The sequence below is a fragment of the Pseudomonadota bacterium genome, assembly GCA_013285465.1.
Lineage (GTDB): Bacteria > Pseudomonadota > Alphaproteobacteria > Micavibrionales > CSBR16-224 > CSBR16-224.
Genome location: CP053449.1, coordinates 2261939 through 2279452 on the forward strand (window position 1 = coordinate 2261939; position 17514 = coordinate 2279452).

Annotated in this window: 10 protein-coding genes; 7 read left to right on the top strand and 3 right to left on the bottom strand. The window is 53.2% G+C overall.

Going from position 1 to position 17514, the window contains the following annotated elements; translation table 11 throughout:
• Nucleotide 1: 1 nt before the first annotated feature.
• On the bottom strand, nt 2–1732 hold the full coding sequence (locus HND56_10930; GenBank protein QKK06167.1) for a BamA/TamA family outer membrane protein: 1731 nt from the start codon (nt 1730–1732) through the stop codon (nt 2–4).
• An 80-nt stretch (nt 1733–1812) separates the two neighbouring features.
• Between HND56_10930 and HND56_10935 the strand changes: the two genes are divergently transcribed.
• Nucleotides 1813–2427 (top strand): hypothetical protein, encoded by a 615-nt coding sequence (locus tag HND56_10935; GenBank protein ID QKK06168.1) that lies wholly within the window; start codon nt 1813–1815, stop codon nt 2425–2427.
• 3 nt (nt 2428–2430) lie between these two features.
• Here the strand turns inward: HND56_10935 and HND56_10940 are convergent, their stop codons facing one another.
• Both HND56_10940 and HND56_10945 read right to left on the bottom strand, forming a co-directional pair.
• Nucleotides 2431–3540: a hypothetical protein gene (locus HND56_10940; protein ID QKK06169.1), complete on the bottom strand. Its 1110-nt coding sequence runs from the start codon at nt 3538–3540 to the stop codon at nt 2431–2433.
• An 81-nt stretch (nt 3541–3621) separates the two neighbouring features.
• A complete protein-coding gene (locus tag HND56_10945) occupies nt 3622–5520 on the bottom strand; it encodes a hypothetical protein (GenBank protein ID QKK06170.1) in 1899 nt (632 codons plus the stop codon).
• Between the two features lie 290 nt (nt 5521–5810).
• Between HND56_10945 and HND56_10950 the strand changes: the two genes are divergently transcribed.
• The 6 genes from HND56_10950 to metH all read left to right on the top strand — a co-directional run bounded on the left by HND56_10950 (nt 5811) and on the right by metH (nt 17500).
• Nucleotides 5811–7055, top strand: a complete 1245-nt coding sequence (locus tag HND56_10950; GenBank protein QKK06171.1) for a type II secretion system protein — start codon at nt 5811–5813, stop codon at nt 7053–7055.
• A gap of 3 nt (nt 7056–7058) precedes the next feature.
• A complete protein-coding gene (locus HND56_10955; GenBank protein QKK06172.1) occupies nt 7059–8381 on the top strand; it encodes a type II secretion system protein in 1323 nt (440 codons plus the stop codon).
• Between the two features lie 167 nt (nt 8382–8548).
• Complete coding sequence (locus HND56_10960) at nt 8549–10654, top strand: hypothetical protein (protein ID QKK06173.1); 2106 nt, start codon at nt 8549–8551, stop codon at nt 10652–10654.
• 158 nt (nt 10655–10812) lie between these two features.
• Nucleotides 10813–12546, top strand: coding sequence for a sodium:proton exchanger (locus HND56_10965; GenBank protein ID QKK06174.1), 1734 nt, complete (start codon nt 10813–10815; stop codon nt 12544–12546).
• A 9-nt stretch (nt 12547–12555) separates the two neighbouring features.
• Nucleotides 12556–13746: a DUF3095 domain-containing protein gene (locus HND56_10970; protein QKK06175.1), complete on the top strand. Its 1191-nt coding sequence runs from the start codon at nt 12556–12558 to the stop codon at nt 13744–13746.
• A gap of 58 nt (nt 13747–13804) precedes the next feature.
• Nucleotides 13805–17500 carry a methionine synthase gene (gene metH, locus HND56_10975; GenBank protein ID QKK06176.1) on the top strand — a complete coding sequence of 1232 codons (3696 nt, stop codon included), beginning with the start codon at nt 13805–13807 and terminating at the stop codon, nt 17498–17500.
• The last annotated feature ends 14 nt before the right edge of the window (nt 17501–17514 follow it).

Here is a 17514-nt window from a genome sequence, read left to right on the forward strand (position 1 = left end):
ATCAAAATGCCTGCCCGATACTGATATAAAACTGCCAGTTGCGCTGCGTCTGGTCGCGGTTATTCAGCGGCACGGCCAAATCAAAACGCAGCGGGCCAAAATCCGTGTAATAACGTGCGCCTACCCCTGCACCGATATAATACCCCCCTTGAAAATCAGGGAATTCCGCATCATAAGCGCCGCCGCCATCGATAAAAACCGCGCCGCCGATTTTTTCCTTTAATTTAAAACGCAGCTCTGCCGATGTTTCCAGCACCGAGCGCCCGCCCAGCGGATCACCATTTGCCGCAACAGGCCCTGCCTCCTGATAACCGAAACCGCGTACCGAGCCGCTACCACCGGCATGGAAACGTTTGGACGCGGGAATATTGCCCGTACCGCTGCCCAGAATACTGCCGAGCTTACCGCGCACCGCCAAAATCGTATCCCTGTCCTGATCCAGCCCGAAATATGTCGCGGCTTCGATTGTGCTTTTTAAAAACGGATCAGCTTCCCCGAACAGATCAAGATTCGGCTCGCTCCGTAATTTAAAGAACATGCCTTTTTTCGGGTCAAGCTTGTCATCACGGTCATCAAAAGCCAACTGCCCCGAGAGAGAAAACAACGCAAAATTCCGTGAAAGAGTCGTTGTTTCATCACGGATGCGGCTGATTTCAAACCCTGTACCCAGCGCCGCCGTCATTTTTCCCGACAGCTTGCGTTCCACATCCGCCGTATTTTTAAAACTGAGCTTTTCATAAGCATCGGTATCCTCCCGCCCGAGTGTCGAGGACAGTTTCAGCTTTTGATCATCCCGCATAAAATAGGGTTTTGCAAAAACCGCACTGGCGGCCTGTTCCAGAAAATTCCCGTTCACGCCAAGGGATAATTCCTCGCCGCTGCCGAAAAAATTCCGGTGCCGCCATTCCGCTGTTAGACCGGGGCCTTCATCTGTGTAAAAACTGCCGCCCAGCAGCAATGTCCGGCGCGCCGTTTCGCGCAGGACAAAACGCACCGCCACTGTCCCGTTTTCATCCGGCACCTCCGGCAGAACTTCATTCACCGTACTAATCAGCCCCGTGCCGATCAATGCCGCTTTTGTTGCTTCAATTTTCGCGGCATCCCAGCAATCACCCTGCTTATATTTCACAAAACGGCGCAAATGTTTGTCATCTATAAAGGGCGCACCTTCAAAAACCGTGTCGCCAAAAACCGCAGATTGTCCCGCATCCGCCACAAAGCTTACCTCCGCGCTCCGGCTGTCATGGTCCAGCACGACCTCATTGCGCAGCTTTAGACGGAAAACACATTTTTCCTTTCGAATCGCCGCCGCCAGTTTTTTTTGCGCCGCCAGCACTTTTTCCGCTTCCAGCGCATCCCCCGCCGCGATGCCTTCCACGGTCACGCCGTCTATTCCCTCCAATTTGATCGCCGCAATCGTGTAAAGCGGTCCTGCATCAATCTTCAAGACATTTTGCGTTGCGGCGGTAAAACTGATTTCGGGACGGTAATAACCTTTGGCATGCAGCGCCTTTTCCGCATCGCGGCGGATACCGGCATAGCGGATGGACGGTTCCGCCCCTTCGGGCAGTTCGCGGTTTTTGTATTTTTCAATCACGGTTTCGCTGAGCCACCGGTAAAGCGGCGTATCCGGCGGCACACCGTCAAGACGCACAGGCTCCTGTGCCAATGCCACAGCAGTTAAGACCCAGACAAGCAGAACGGGCAGAACAAGAATGTACAAAACCCTCATTTTCATCGCTTTTATTTTATAGCACAGCGGAGTGTGCTATCTATAGACAAAAGGCACAGAGTTTAAAGGAGAACCGCCGCGTGTTGCGCATTATTATCGCCCTTCTTGTCACATTTAACCTGACCGCAGGCGCGGTCTATTTTTTCAGCAAAGACCGTGTGATTGCAGAGGTCATCGCCGCCGCCCATGCGCGGAACGCCACCGCTCTCTCCGCCCGCATTGACTGGGAGGGTTTGCGTGTTTTTCTGAAAGAGGATATCAGCAAAATGAAGCGCACACTGGGCAGCAAAGGCGGCAATGTCGGCCCGTCATTGTCACAGGTGGATGCGGTGGTCGATTACTATGCACAGCCTGAAAATCTCGGTTTGCTGTATCATTACCGCGATCTGCTGTTTCCGAAACTGCCGGAAGAAGCCTTTATCGACAGTATCGGTTTTTTTCCGCCTTACGGATTTTATATTGTGCTGGCCTATCCCGCCGCGGGCGGCCCCGCTTTAGGTGATATGGGAGCCCTCATGAAAGACCGCCTGAAAGCACGTGTCGTTTTTCGGCTGGACGGGCTGACATGGAAGGTCAGCGAATTGCATCTGCCGATTTTCCTTGTCCCGCGCCAAAGTTTCTCCGTTCCCGCCATCGAATATTTCGGACGCGGCGTGCATTTTGACAAATACTGGCCGGAAGAAGCGGAGGAATAAGACCTATTCCGGCGCCGCGCTGTTCCCGAGGCTGTAGCTTTTGAAAAAGCGCCACATCATTTCATTGGCATCGAAATCGCGGCTGGTTTTGCCGACAATGGCGCGATGCGCCTGACAGAATTTCTGTACCGGCAAACAATCTTTCTCCGGTGAACCCGGCCATGTATGACCGCCTTCATAGATCGTGCAAACCGCAACGGCACTGCCGCCCGTGCAGTCTGATGAACGGCGACACAGCGTATCGCCGTTTTTGAATGTTACTGCGGCCTCCGCGCTGCAGCCATTCACTTCGCGCCAGAACATATCCTGCTGCGCGACCCCCATACAGGGAAAGGGCTTCTTTTTCGGTGTCAGCTTTGTCGCGCCTGCAATGGCATCTTCCCAGCAACCGCCGCAAGCCTCGCCGCCTTCATAAAGCGCACATTTATCTGCCGTGCCGTGAATAATCATCACCGGAACCGGACGGGACGGCTTGCATTCCGGCGGCATACCGGGGCCGCCGACCGAAGAAATAGCTGCAATTTTATCCGCTAATTTGCAGGCCAGCACATTGGCCATTAAACCGCCATTCGAAATACCTGTTGCATAAATGCGGGCAGGGTCAAGCGGGTAGTTCTGCGCTGCTTCCTCCAGCATTTCCGCAATAAAACCCGCATCATCAATATTTTCCTCTGCCGCCGCACCGCAGCAAAATCCGCCATTCCATGTCGCCAGTTTTTTCCGTAGCACTTTCTTGGCCGTGCCTTCGGGATAAAACACCAGAAAACCTTCGCGCTCCGCCAATTCTTCAATCTGTACATGATCGCGTATCTGCAATGCGTTACCGCCGCCGCCATGCAGCATCAGAACGGCGGGATAAGTTGCGCCGTTTTCTCCCGTTGCCGATTCAGGAACATAGACGTAATAAAGCCTTTCCAGCCCGTCTTTTGTTTTGATGAGATTTTCATGCAGACCGGAGAGGTCTTGTTCTTCCGCCGCCGCCTCTTCCATAGCAGTAGCCTCAACAACTGTATCACCGGCAACATCTTCCGGCATTTGCCCCCATATTGCCGTTGACGGCAGGCAGAGTGATATAACAGAGAAAAAACATAAAAACAGGGCTGTGCGCAGCATCAGAATCCTCGCTTTATTTTTGTCACAGGATAATGTGCCGACTATAACATTCCGGTCAAAAGATGAAAAGAGTGCTACGCTTCACCCGGATTTCAGCGCCGCTTTTTCCGTACAGATGAACAGTTTACGCGCCCGTTTCAGCCGTGCCTCGATAATGCGGGTCTGCGCCTCCAGCGCCAGTACCGGATTACCGGTTGCCAGCGCTGCGATTTTTTGCGCCGCCGCGTAATAAGCCTCATCCGCGTCAATATCCGCCAGCTTTTCTTTCAGGCTGGGTTTCGGCAATTGCCCCGTTTCCCGCATCACATCTTCAAGAAAACCGAACAGTTCTTGCGAATCTTCCGGCATTTCAATGGCGCGGACGATAAATTCCTGCAGCAGGTTCCCGACAAAAACCTGATGCAGAGGCGATTGCTCGGCCACTGCCGCCAAGGCGGCATGCAGATGACGCGCTTTCAGCCAGCCGCCGTCATTGATACGGGCGAAAATGCGGGCAAATTCCGCCGTATCGGCACGACCATCGCGGATCCCTTCGGTCAAAACAGCCACAGCCGTGTTTTTGCGCCGCCCCTCCGGTGACAGCAGTGCCGCCGCGAGGCACACCCGCGACATTTCCGTCCATGGGCGGTTAAATTCAAATAACGGACGCAGGAATGCGCCATCCGCACCATTGCCGCCGCTATTGATGCCATCCATGATATTGCGCAAGCCGACGGTAAAATATCCGTCCAGATTAAGCGGCCACAACATCGCCAGCCACGCCACAGCCCAGCTGCATGTCAGATCGGTGCCGCCGTCTTCATCCCGCAAAATACGGTGCATCGTTGCGGTGGGGATGCGGCGGTAATCCGTCGGCAGATCCCCCAGAATCATTTTCTTGGTATTGCGGAACAGCGATTTCGCCACACCGGCAAGCAGAGAGCCGGATTGATAAGCATCCCAGACCCGTTTTGCCTCATCCGGGCTGATATAGGGGTCAATATGTACATGAATACGCGGGATCGTATGGGTTTCACCGTCTTTGTCAACTTTACCGGAACCTGCCCGCCAAGAATATTTCGCATGTTCAAGACTGTCCGGCAGTTTGTCTTCCAAAAGCAACCCGGCAAAATCATTTTGAAAATCCCCTTCCGGGTCGCGGGCGCGCGCTGCTGCAATCCAGATATCATAATGCAGCGCATCTTTTGGCTGCGGTCCGTCTTCCGCCCCCAGCGCCCAGCGCAGAACACGTGCCTGATGCCCGGGTAAATCCTGCAGCTTTTCCAGTGCCGCAACGCGGCCATCCGGTGCAAGCCGCAATAATGCCTGCATAAAATCCGCCCGTAAAATAATCTGTCCGTTTTTGCGCGCCTCTTCCAGACGCTCCACCATTCTTTCCGGTGCAATCCAGCCGTATTCATGCGTCGGCAGCGACAGCAACGGCGCGGGCTGCTTCTTTTCAACCATTTTGCGGATTTCATGTATGCGGCTGATAAAGAACGTAAAAGGAACGCTTTCCCGGCTTTGGCGCTGTTCATCGCTGTGATGGTGCTTGCCGTCCAGCCATGTCAAAAGCAAATCCGACAATGCCGCCGATAATCCGGCATTTTGCGCCAGCAGGCCTTTACCGTCAGCCTTTGCGGTTTTCTCCTGTGCGATTTTGCGGCGCAAATCACCGGTGCGTCCGGTCAGATTCTTGACATCCGCTGTGCTGCAAAACCGCGCGATACCGTCAAGAAGACGTTCCACATCCAGCGGATTTTCGACATTTTCCAGCGCATCTTCCAGCGCCGCCAGCACATCATCAATATCTTTAAACGGCTCTACGGGGCGGATATCCGACAAAACAGCGACATCCGTCAGCCGGTATTGCAGCGGCAGAATATCGGAAGACTCCTCCGGCGGATTACCGATCAGGCCAAGCCCGATCATTTCACGCACCTGAATTTGCAGCCCCGATAATTCCTTGAAAATTTTTTTCTGAATATCTTCTGTCGCCATTTTCTTCGCTCCCGGCCTTTAAACGATTAAGCGTGTTCGCCATTCTCCGTCGTTTTTCCTCTCCTTCCCCTGTGAAGTTACATAGTAAAGCCGCTTGGTTAACATTCCATTAAAAATTCAGTAAATAACTAATAATAAACATATTTTTAAATTATTTCTCTTTTTGCTCATGGAGAACGTAACCTATTGTTAACCTGTTGTTGCTAAAATAAGGATAGTGTAAACTATCTGCAGAAGTGCATTTACGACAGCACATGTGTTCAGAGTTATTCAAGGAGTGTAATAAGTCGATGATGACAGAAAAGGGGGAGGACTGTAGTCGCAAAGGCTTCACCCGTATAGAAGGCTTCACCCTCATAGAGCTGGCAATCGTTATCGTGATTTCCGGTTTCATTATGGCATCACTCTCGGCGGGCATATCCATGTACCGCAAGCAAGCCGTATTAGATAAAACAGACAATAATATCGACTCGGTTTCCCTGGCCGTCAAACAGATGTTTAATGAAGGTCTGGGCGGCCGTTACCCGCGCCCGGCCGGACGCAATCTTGATCCGACAGACCCTAATTACGGTGTTGAAATCAGCGCAGCGGCTGCTGCGGCGCTTGCCGTCGGTGACTGCACCGCCTCCATGGTTTGCAAAGTGGACGGCGCGCGTGATGCGGATGGGGACGGTAACCCCGACCCCGTTCTGATAGGATCCGTTCCCGTCAGAACGATGCGGGACATGCTGTTAACCTTTATTGGTCAACAATATCAGCTATATGAAGGTGCAGGATTGCTGCACAGTTTTACGGCAGGTATTAAAGTGACGGAAAGTGCCTCCTATGATTTCAATATTGACGGATGGGGACGCATGTTCACCTATGCCGTCACGGAAAATCTGACCGACACAACAACCTATGATGACCTTTACGGCTCGATTGCCGTTGAAACGGAAAACGGCGACAGTCTGCTGGGTGAACCGGGTTCAGCGCATGTGCTTTTCATTTCGCACGGGCCCGACGGCAAAGGTGCCTACACGCCGGATGGTAAGCTTTACAAAGCATGTAACGCAACCGCAGGCAGGGATCAGGAAAATTGCAATGATGATTCAACTTTTATCAACGGTCTGATTTCTCTTGGGCGCAATGCCGACTACTTCGATGATTTTCTACGCTTTTTCACCCGCGGTAGTTCCACAATATGGCGTCCGTCATCAAGCGTTGGTGCCGGTATCTACAATACCAATCCGGGAAGGGTCGGCATCGGTACCGATGCCCCGACGCAGAAGCTGCATGTTATCGGTGATGCGCAAACGGGGAATGCCCATGCCAACTCCTATTGTGACCAGACAGGATCGGACTGCCTGATACCTGCGACCATTGGCGGTGCCGGTATCAACTGCAGCAGCGGAAATACCATGACCGGCATTTCCTATAACAGCGCCGAATGCGCCGCATCTCCAACTGCGCCTGTTGTTCTTTCAACCACCTGCCCCGCAGGGGAGATTCTACAGGGCATCAATGCCGACGGCAGTTTGAACTGCGGAGGATAAGCCATGAAAAATTATAAACAGCGCCTTCATATCAACGATACCTTCCGCAACGGCCGCGCGGGGTTTTCGCTGATTGAACTGGCTGTATTGATGGCGATTGTCGGCGTGATTATGGCCGGTCTGCTGCAGACATACCGCGTCCATGCGCGGGCATCGGAAATTAATAATACCAAAGGCCGTCTGAACGAAATATCTTCGGCCATGCAGATTTATTATTATAAAAACAGAAGACTTCCCTGCCCCGCCTATCGCACAAAAGCGCAAGATGACCCGCTTTACGGCCACAGAGCCTGCCCGGAATTCAGACCGGGTGAAATGGATTTTTGGCCCATTCCTACTTGTGTTGAAGGACTTTGCCGCGTTGCGGGTCAGCGCTCTATCGACCATAACGGCGCGGATAATGCCAGTGGAACGCACCAGAATTTCAGCGCCGTCCTGATCGGCAGTGTCCCGTTCAAAGAGCTGAATACGGTTCTTAACTTGTCACGCCAGAATGTTTTTGACGGCTGGGGGCGGCAATATACTTATGCCGTGACGGAACGCCTGACACGCGAAGAAGGAGATGCTAACGGAGGTTACGGTCTGACTCTTGGAACAGTCGGCTTGAATATCTGGTCTCCGAAAGCAGGTGATGAAGATGACCCGACGCAAGATATTCCCGGCACAGTTCCCAATCCGCCCGGCAGTCATACGGCGCTTGTTATTTCCCATGGTCAGGACGGCATGGGTGCCTATACATCCAATGGCGTATTGGTGAAACCATGTGCATCGGGAGCAGATACAATGCGGGATTCGGAAAATTGTGACGATGACAGCCAGTTCAGTATGGTCACAACCGGCGGGAGATATACTTTGATGTCGCGTCAAGCTGGCCCCTATCACTTTGATGATATTGTACTTTACCAGTTTAGCGCCAACACCTCTTCCTGGCAAACTTCGGATGTTAATCCGGACAATATCCTTACCAATCCGGCCTATAACGCGATCGGTATCGGCGAGGAAAGTCCGCAGGCCAATATTGACGTAGCCGGCAATATTTTACTGGATGATGATGCAGGTACCCAGACAGGGCGTCTGCGCACCGACCAGCTTTGCAACACAACAACCGGTTTCGGCGCCGGAGACTGTTTTGACCCGCATCTGATTGGCGGTACGGGAATGGGCTGCACTCTTCCCGGGCAAGTCATGGTCGGCATCGCCAATGGCGCACCGATTTGTCAATATGCCGCCATGCAGGGCGTCAACCCCGGCACATGTCCGTCAGGGGAATTTATTACAGGTTTCAATGCTTCAGGAGATATCATATGCGCACCACCCGGTTTATAACAAATTGTTCAAATGGGCGGCAAAATCTTAGCTGCGGCATGCGCGCGGGTTACACGCTTGTAGAACTTGCCGTTGTTTTGCTGATTGCGGGTATGTTTGTTGCTTCCGGGCTGCAGGTCCTGAAGCTATATAACAAGCAGAAGGCTTTCAGGACGACGGACACGAATATGTCTGAAACCGTCAACCAGATACACGCCTATCTTGAAGCAAACGGCCACTATCCTTGTCCGGCGCGCCTTGATGCCCCGCGTGACAGTGCGGAATACGGTATGGAAGGCGACTGCGATGACACATCCGTCGCGGTCGGCACCTGCGCAAACGGTATTTGCGTGGAGGAAAGTGTTGACCCTGTCGATATCGCCGGCACCCCGACATACGTACGTGTTCGGCGCGGTGCCGTACCGTTCCGCGTCTTAAGCTTGAAAGGTAACCCCGAAGCGGTCGCCTATGACGGCTTTGGCCGACGTATTGAATATGTTGTTACGGAACGTCTGGCATCACAAACACTCCTTGCAGATTTTGACCCTGCCGATGGCGGTATTAGCGTCGTGGATTCGGAGAACCGTCCGATTATTCCGGAAATGACGCATATGCTGCTACTGAGCCGCGGCGAAAACGGTGTCGCAGCATGGTCACGTGACGGCGTGCAGCTTTCCGCCTGCCCTGCAACAGGTAAAGAAAAGGAGAACTGCAATACGGACAATACGGCACCTGAAAATCAGGCCATCTACATGTCGGATGTCCGGAACCTTTCAGCGGCAGATTTCTTTGATGATGTCGTGTCCTACCGTGCAACGGTTGACCGCCCGCTTTGGAAGGCAACGGATGCCAGTAAAATCGATATTACCGACCTTGTCGTCGCAGGCGGCGGTGTCGGCGCGGGCGGTGACCCTGATCCCTTTGCCGGCGGCGGTATTCCCAAACTGAAAACATCCAATGCCAGTAACGATATCCGCGCACAAGGTGATATGATGATTTCGGAACTGTGCGATGAAAATCAGGATGCTTGTTTCCCGACACGGTTGATCGGCGGCTCCGGCATGCAATGTCCGGCCGGGCAATATATGATCGGTATTCAAAGCGGGCTTCCGCAATGTATCAATATTCCGGCGCCGACCTGCCCCGCAGGGCAGTATATGTCCGGTATTGACAGTAATCTGCGTCCGATTTGCAGTGACCCGCCAAACTCGTGTGATGCGACCAATGTCACATTCTGTAGTGTCACACAGGCATTGCCTTCGGCATTTCAAGGCACACAGATTTACCTTTATGCCGGTGATACGCGCTATCAACGTTACCGTTGCGGCAGTTCCGGCTGGTATCAAAACGGCTCCGGCGGTTCTTGTACCTGTCCTGCCTGTACACCTGACACATGGACAAATATCGCAAATTGTCCATCTTACATGACAGGACAGGATACAACAGATTGGGAGCGGGCTTGTTTCCCGAACCTACCGCCCGCAGCCTCATCCACGGATTGCTCATATACATGGCAGACCGGTGGTACAAACACCTGTGAATGTGATTGTGCGGATGGTGGCATGGACGGCAACGGTTATCTGTGCCGCATTAACGGCACAGGCATGACTAGCAGCACAAAAAATTGCCCGAGCGGTTTTAATATCGGACAGCAAACCCGTCAATGTCCGCGAATCTGTAACAGTTCCGGAAGCGGCACACGCAACCCCGCCTGTTCCTATTGGCAATCCTCTTATGGCGGCTATGGCTGTGAAGCGCTTGGCTGCACACCTTGGGACGACAGTGCCTGCCAATGTGGTACACAAGACGAACAAGTTCAGCAGGACAGTTGCCCCTGGGGTTACGCCGGTACCGGCGAACGCCGTGAGAAATACTGGAACTGCCCCGGCGGACCGTCTGCACCCGGATCATGGGATGCAAGCTGGACAGTCGTGTCCCCCGCCAACTGTACCTGTAATCCGCTGTCGGAAGAACGGGATATCAGTTGCGGTTCCTCCGAGGCAAGCAGTTACGGCTTCGGTTCAGGCTATGGCGGTACCATCCGTCTGCGCCGCGAAACCTCGGCCTGTCCGAATCCGACATGGGATCCGTGGTTCGTGAAAAACCATACCTGTTACACGCTGCAATGTAACCGCCAGCCCGGTGCCAGTGGCTCCGAGCAAGGTACGGACTTCGTCGGTGTTCCCATTAATACACCCTGTACCTGCGGTACCGGTACGTCAGCTTGTTACCGTATTAACGGCCAGAACGACTACACGAACTACTATGCGTGTCCTTGTTCGCCGGTCAACTAAGACGGTAAGTATCACTTAAACAACAACGAAACGCCCCGTTCTTTTACAAGACGGGGCGTTTCTCTTTATTGTTTTAAACTATCCAAAATATGCGAAATGGGTTAGAATGAAATTCCTCGCCTATGGGCGGTAAACCCCTAACGAACCGTTCCTTTTCTATGCCTGAAAATCTGCACCTTTGGAGCATTCTTGAAGACGTCATGCTGATTCTAGCCTTGGCGGGGCTGGTTATTCCCGCCCTGCAGCGTTTCAAAGTCTCTCCGGCGCTCGGCTATCTTGTTTTTGGCCTGATTATCGGCCCGCACGGTCTCGGTCTGATGACCGAACGCTATCCGGCGCTTTCCTCCTTTGTGATCGAAGATAAAGCCCTCATCCATCTTTTGGCCGAACTGGGGGTTGTTTTCCTGTTGTTTATGATCGGGCTGGAGCTGACTTTTGCGAAATTATGGCAGCTAAAACGCTTCGTGCTGGGGCTTGGCGGGCTGCAGATTATTGTCACGGCGGCGGTGATTGTCCTGATTGTGCTGAATCTCGGTTATGCCCTGCCTGTCTCCGTCGTTCTGGGGGCGGCGCTGGCGCTCTCTTCCACCGCCATTGTCATGCAGATTATGATGGAACGGCACATGATTTCGCGCCCGACAGGCCAGATATGTTTCTCCGTACTGCTGATGCAGGATCTGGCCGTTGTTCCCATTCTGGTCATGGTCGGCGTGCTGGCCGGACAAGCCGATGGCGGTGTAGCACTGGTGCTTGTTAAGGCCGTTGCGACCGCAGTTGTCGTGATTGCCGTGATGTTCTTTCTGGGGCGCACGCTGTTACGGCCCGCCTTGCAGCTTCTCAGTTTCGCCAAAAACGCCGAATGGCTGCTGGCGATTACATTATTCTGCGTCATCGGCGCGGCAGGGCTGACGCAAGCCGCCGGATTGTCGGCGGCGCTGGGCGCTTTTCTGGCCGGGCTTCTGATCGGCGAGACGGATTTCCGCTATGAAATCGAGGTTTTGGTGGAACCCGTCAAAGGCTTGCTGATGGGGATTTTCTTCCTCTCCGTCGGTATGTCGATTGATCTTGCCGCTTTCCAGCAATATCCCGTCATGCTGCCTGCTGCCGTTGCCGGTATTTTTCTGGTCAAAGCCGCGATTTTCTTTCCGCTGGCACTATTGTTCAATATCCCGCGCAACCAGGCCATCAAAGCCGCCGTGATGCTGGCGCAATGCGGTGAATTCGCTTTTATCGTTATCGGCCTTGCCGTCACAGGCGGGCTGTTGCCGCAGGAAGATGCGCAGTTTTTCCTGATGCTGGCGGCGATTTCCATGCTGTGCACACCGCTTTTAAGCCGGCTTGGCCCTGTTTTGCAAAATCTTTTGCGTGAAAAATATCAGGAAACCGACCCGCAATACACGGTGCCGACGGAAAATACCGGCCATATTGTCATTGTCGGATTTGGTCATGTCGGACGGTCACTGGCCGATATTCTGGAGCGCCAGACAATTCCCTATATCGGCATTGATATGGACGGGGAAAACGTCAAGGAAATGAAAAAACGCGGTTATCCGGTTATTTACGGCAATGGCCGCCATGTCAAAATGTGGAAGGCGCTGAATGTTGAACATGCCGGAGCGATTGCCGTCACCGTTTCCGCATATGATGACACGAAGGCCATCATCAAAATGCTGCGCAAATACCATCCCTATATCCCGATTCTGGCACGCACGCAGGAAGATAAACAGCCGCGTTTCCAAAGCGGCGACAACACCGTCTTCATTGCCGAACAAAGCGAAGCCACGCGGCAGATTGCCCGTGTGTTGCTGGATTATGTCGGTCTGGAAAAGGATATTATCAATTCCATCATCGCAACCCATCGTGAAGGCGGCGACACCCCCGAAGAGGCTTAAAAACAGCAGATGGATTTTTATAAAAATATCCCTCCCGTTAATGATTTCCGCGCCGTTTTAAATGACAGTCATTATCACAATGTGCCGCAGGACTGGCTGATTGCCGTCGCGGATGTCGAAGGCTCAACCAAGGCGGTTGCCGCCGGGCAGTATAAACAGGTCAATGCGCTCGGCGCAGCGGCGGTCACAGCCGTTTTAAATGCGCTGGGCGATCTGGAAATCCCCTTTGTTTTCGGCGGCGACGGCGCAAGTTTTGTGTTTCCGCCCGCAGCGGCAAATGCCGTCTGTGCCGCTTTATCCGGCGCGCAGGACTTGGCGGCAAGCGTTTTCTCGCTGGAGCTCAGAGCGGGAATTCTCCCTGTGTCCGCCGTCACTGACAGCCGCCACAGCGTTAAAATCTGCAAATTTAAAATCAATGACAGCCTTTATCTGGCGATGTTTGCCGGCGGCGGGCTGGCGCGGGCGGAAGATATGATCAAAGCCGACCCCGCCCATAGCGTCCGCCACTTTGCCGATGCGGATTACTTAAAGAAAAACCCTGCCGATTTTACCGGATTTCAATGCCGCTGGCAGAATGTCAAAAGCGAAAAAGGCGAGAATGTCACATTGATGATCAAAGCGCATCCGGCAAAATCCGCCACCGCCGCGCTGATTTATGATGAAATTCTCTCCGGCATCCGGAAAATTTACGGCATGGATGAGGCGGAAACGCATCCGCTGCCGCTAAAAAACCTGAATCTGACACAGGATAAAAAACTGCTGTTTTCCGATATCGGCATCAATAATTACCGGAAATCAGCCGTAAAGAAAGCACTCTATGCCGCAGGCATCCCGCATGCCATGAAAATCGGGCAATGGCTGATGGATAAAGGCAAAAAAATGGGAGATTTTGACGGCGCCCAGTACCGCGCCGCCGTGCGCCGCCAAAGCGACTGGCGCAAATTCGATGACACATTGCGCATGGTGCTGGACAGCGCACCGGAACAAACCGCCCGGCTGAAAGCCTTTCTGGACGGGCGCAAAAACGAAAACCGCATCTTTTACGGTATTCATACCGCCAAATCCGCGCTGCTGACCTGTATGGTCTTTGACCGTGCCGAACGGCATTTGCATTTTGTCGATGGCGCAGATGGCGGCTATACGCTGGCTGCCGCACAAATGAAAGAACAAATGGCGCAGAATATGCGCGATAGCGGTTGAATCGGCACAGAATTTTCAATATAGTGCTGCATTGCAACAGAACAAACACCGGCATGTTATGACCGCAAGACAATCAGACCTAAAGCAGGCATTGAAAACCCGTATCCTTGTCCTTGACGGCGGCATGGGAACGATGATTCAGGACTATAAGCTGACGGAAGAAGACTACCGCGGCACCCGTTTTGCCGATTGGAAAAGCGATCTAAAAGGCAATAATGACCTGCTGTCGCTGACACAAGGCGAGATTATCGGCAAAATCCACGAAGCCTATCTGGAGGCCGGTGCCGATATCATCGAAACCAATACTTTCAACGCCAATCATATTTCCCTTGCCGATTACGGCATGGAGGATCTGGCCCGCGAAATCAATTATGAATCCGCCCGCATCGCACGCGCTGCCGCTGACAAGCTGTCCACAGCCGAAAAACCGCGCTATGTCGCCGGTGCATTGGGACCGACCAACCGCACGGCGTCGATTTCTCCCGATGTGAATGACCCCGGCGGCCGTAATATCACATTCGACGCGCTGACCCGCGCCTATACGGAAGCGATTGACGGGCTGGTCGATGGCGGCGCGGATATGATCCTGATCGAAACGATTTTCGATACGCTGAATGCCAAAGCCGCCATTTTCGCTTTCAAGCAATATTGCGAAGACAAAAAAATTGATCTGCCGCTGATGATTTCCGGCACGATTACCGATGCTTCGGGACGGACGCTTTCCGGCCAGACCACCGAGGCCTTCTGGAATTCCGTTCGCCACGGCAATCCGCTGAGTGTCGGTTTAAACTGCGCATTGGGTCCGAAGGAACTGCGCCCCTATATCAGCGAAATGTCGCGCATTGCCGATTGCTATGTCGCCGCCTATCCGAATGCCGGATTACCGAACGCCTTTGGCGGTTATGACGAAACGCCCGAGGAAATGGCGGAGGAAATGCGCGAATGGGCGAAAAAAGGATTTCTGAATATTATCGGCGGCTGTTGCGGTACAACACCCGACCATATCCGCGCCTTTGCCGCGGCTGTTGACGGCCTGCCTCCGCGCGATATTCCCGAAATCCCGCCCGCATGCCGGTTGTCGGGTATGGAACCTTTCAATATTGTCGACGGATCGCTGTTTGTGAATGTCGGTGAACGCACCAATGTCACAGGATCGGCACGGTTCAAAAAACTGATCAAATCCGGTGATTTTGAAACCGCGCTTTCCGTTGCCCGCGAACAGGTGGAAAACGGCGCGCAGGTGATTGATGTCAATATGGATGAAGGGCTGATCGACTCCAAACAGGCGATGATCACCTTTCTGAATTTGATTTCGGGCGAACCGGATATTGCCCGCGTGTCGATTATGATTGATTCCTCGAAATGGGATGTCATCGAAGCCGGATTGAAATGCGCACAAGGTAAATGCGTTATCAATTCCATTTCTATGAAGGAAGGCACGGAAGAATTCATCCGCCATGCCGAGCTGGCGAAAAAATACGGTGCCGCCGTTGTCGTGATGGCTTTCGACGAAGACGGTCAGGCCGATACGCTGGCACGCCGCAAAGAGATCTGCAAACGCGCCTATAAAATTCTGACGGAAAAAGTCGGTCTGCCCGCCGAAGATATTATTTTTGACCCCAATATTTTCGCCATTGCGACAGGGATTGAAGAACATAACAGCTATGGCGTTGATTTTATCGAAGCCGTGCGCTTTATCAAAAAGGAGCTGCCGCATACGCTGGTTTCAGGCGGCGTTTCCAATGTGTCTTTTTCTTTCCGCGGCAATAATAAGGTGCGGGAGGCCATTCATGCCGTCTTTCTTTATCACGCCATCAAGGCGGGGATGGATATGGGGATCGTCAATGCCGGACAATTGGAAGTTTATGACGATATTCCGGCGGAGCTAAAAACCCGCGTTGAAGATGTCGTGCTGAACCGCCGTCCCGATGCCACAGACCGGCTTTTGGAAATTGCGGAGAAATACCGCGGCGACGGCAAGGGTATGGAGAAAAAAGAAGACACGTTATGGCGCGGATTATCGGTGGAAAAACGTCTGGAATATGCGCTGGTGAAAGGCATCACCGATTATATTGATGACGACACGGCGGAAGCTTATAAAAACGCCGACCGCGCTCTGGATGTGATTGAAGGCCCGTTGATGGACGGTATGAATGTTGTCGGCGACCTGTTCGGGTCGGGAAAAATGTTCCTGCCGCAGGTTGTGAAATCCGCACGGGTGATGAAAAAATCCGTTGCCTGGCTGCTGCCGCATATGGAACGCGAAAAAGCGGAAAACAAAGCCGCAGGCATCAAAACAAAAAGCGCCGGCAAAGTGCTGATGGCCACCGTCAAAGGCGATGTCCATGATATCGGCAAAAACATTGTCGGCATTGTTCTGCAATGTAACGGCTTTGACGTTGTTGATCTGGGCGTGATGGTGCCGTGCGAAAAAATCCTGAAAACGGCGAAAGAAGAAAAGGCCGATATCATCGGCTTGTCCGGTCTGATTACGCCCTCGCTTGATGAAATGGCGCATGTCGCAAGCGAGATGCAACGGCTGGAAATGGATCTGCCGCTGCTAATCGGCGGTGCAACCACATCGGAAATGCATACGGCGGTCAAAATCGCGCCGCATTTCAGCTCTCCCGTTGTGTATGTGCCCGATGCCTCCCGCGCTGTCGGCGTTGTCAGCAATCTGCTGAGTGATGATCTGCGTCCGGCTTTTCTGGCAGGGGTGGAGGAAAAATACGCCGCCGCCCGCGCCCGTTTTGCAAAAAAAGCGCAAACCAAAACACTGATTCCGCTTGAAGAGGCGCGCGCCAACCGCATGGTGACCGATCCCGCGGATTACACCCCCGCCTTACCGCTGAAACCGGGCGTGCATGAATTCAAGGATTTCTCCTTTGAAACCCTGCGCGATTATATCGACTGGACGCCGTTTTTCTATACATGGGGTCTGCGTATGCATTATCCGAAAATTCTGGATGATGACAAACAGGGAGGCGAGGCACGTACCCTGCTGGCTGATGCCAATGAGATGATCGAACAATTTATTCGCGATGAACGCATCAGCGCAAACGGCATTGTCGGCTTGTTCCCGGCAAACAGTCTTGATGACGACATCATCATCTATACGGATGAGACGCGCAAGGAAGAGCGCGCACGGCTCTATGGTCTGCGCCAGCAATCACCGAAACTGGGCGGTAAAAAGAATATGTGCCTGTCCGATTATATCGCCCCCGCCGATAGCGGGCTTCCCGATTATATCGGTGCCTTCGCCGTCACCGCAGGAATGGGGCTGGAGGAACTGGTCGCGGAATTCGAAGCCGAACATGATGATTACCGCGTGATGATGGCCAAGGCGCTGGCCGACCGTTTTGCCGAAGCCTTCGCCGAATGCATGCATGCGATGACACGACGCGAGTTATGGGGCTATGCGGCAGCGGAAAAACTGGATAACACCGCACTGATCCGCGAGGAATATCAGGGCATCCGCCCCGCCCCCGGCTATCCCGCCAATCCCGACCACACGCAGAAAATTACGCTGTGGGAACTGCTGGATGTCGAAAACAAAACAGGCATGAAACTGACTGAAAGCCTTGCGATGTGGCCGGCCTCTTCGGTCAGCGGTTTTTACTTCTCGCATCCGCAATCGCGCTATTTCGGCGTCGGCAAAATCGACCGCGATCAGGTCGAAGACTACGCCAAAAGACGCGGCATCCCCCTAGAGGAAGCCGAGAAATGGCTCGGCCCTGTTCTGGATTATAAATAAAATCCGTTATAGAG

Excerpts from the sequence above, each read along its gene's own strand:
- HND56_10955 (QKK06172.1), top strand. The coding sequence starts at position 7,059 with ATGAAAAATTATAAACAGCGCCTTCATATCAACGATACCTTCCGCAAC.
- HND56_10970 (QKK06175.1), top strand. The coding sequence starts at position 12,556 with ATGGATTTTTATAAAAATATCCCTCCCGTTAATGATTTCCGCGCCGTT.
- HND56_10960 (QKK06173.1), top strand. The coding sequence starts at position 8,549 with ATGTCTGAAACCGTCAACCAGATACACGCCTATCTTGAAGCAAACGGC.
- HND56_10965 (QKK06174.1), top strand. The coding sequence starts at position 10,813 with ATGCCTGAAAATCTGCACCTTTGGAGCATTCTTGAAGACGTCATGCTG.
- metH (QKK06176.1), top strand. The coding sequence starts at position 13,805 with ATGACCGCAAGACAATCAGACCTAAAGCAGGCATTGAAAACCCGTATC.
- HND56_10950 (QKK06171.1), top strand. The coding sequence starts at position 5,811 with ATGATGACAGAAAAGGGGGAGGACTGTAGTCGCAAAGGCTTCACCCGT.
- HND56_10930 (QKK06167.1), bottom strand. The coding sequence starts at position 1,732 with ATGAGGGTTTTGTACATTCTTGTTCTGCCCGTTCTGCTTGTCTGGGTC.
- HND56_10940 (QKK06169.1), bottom strand. The coding sequence starts at position 3,540 with ATGCTGCGCACAGCCCTGTTTTTATGTTTTTTCTCTGTTATATCACTC.
- HND56_10945 (QKK06170.1), bottom strand. The coding sequence starts at position 5,520 with ATGGCGACAGAAGATATTCAGAAAAAAATTTTCAAGGAATTATCGGGG.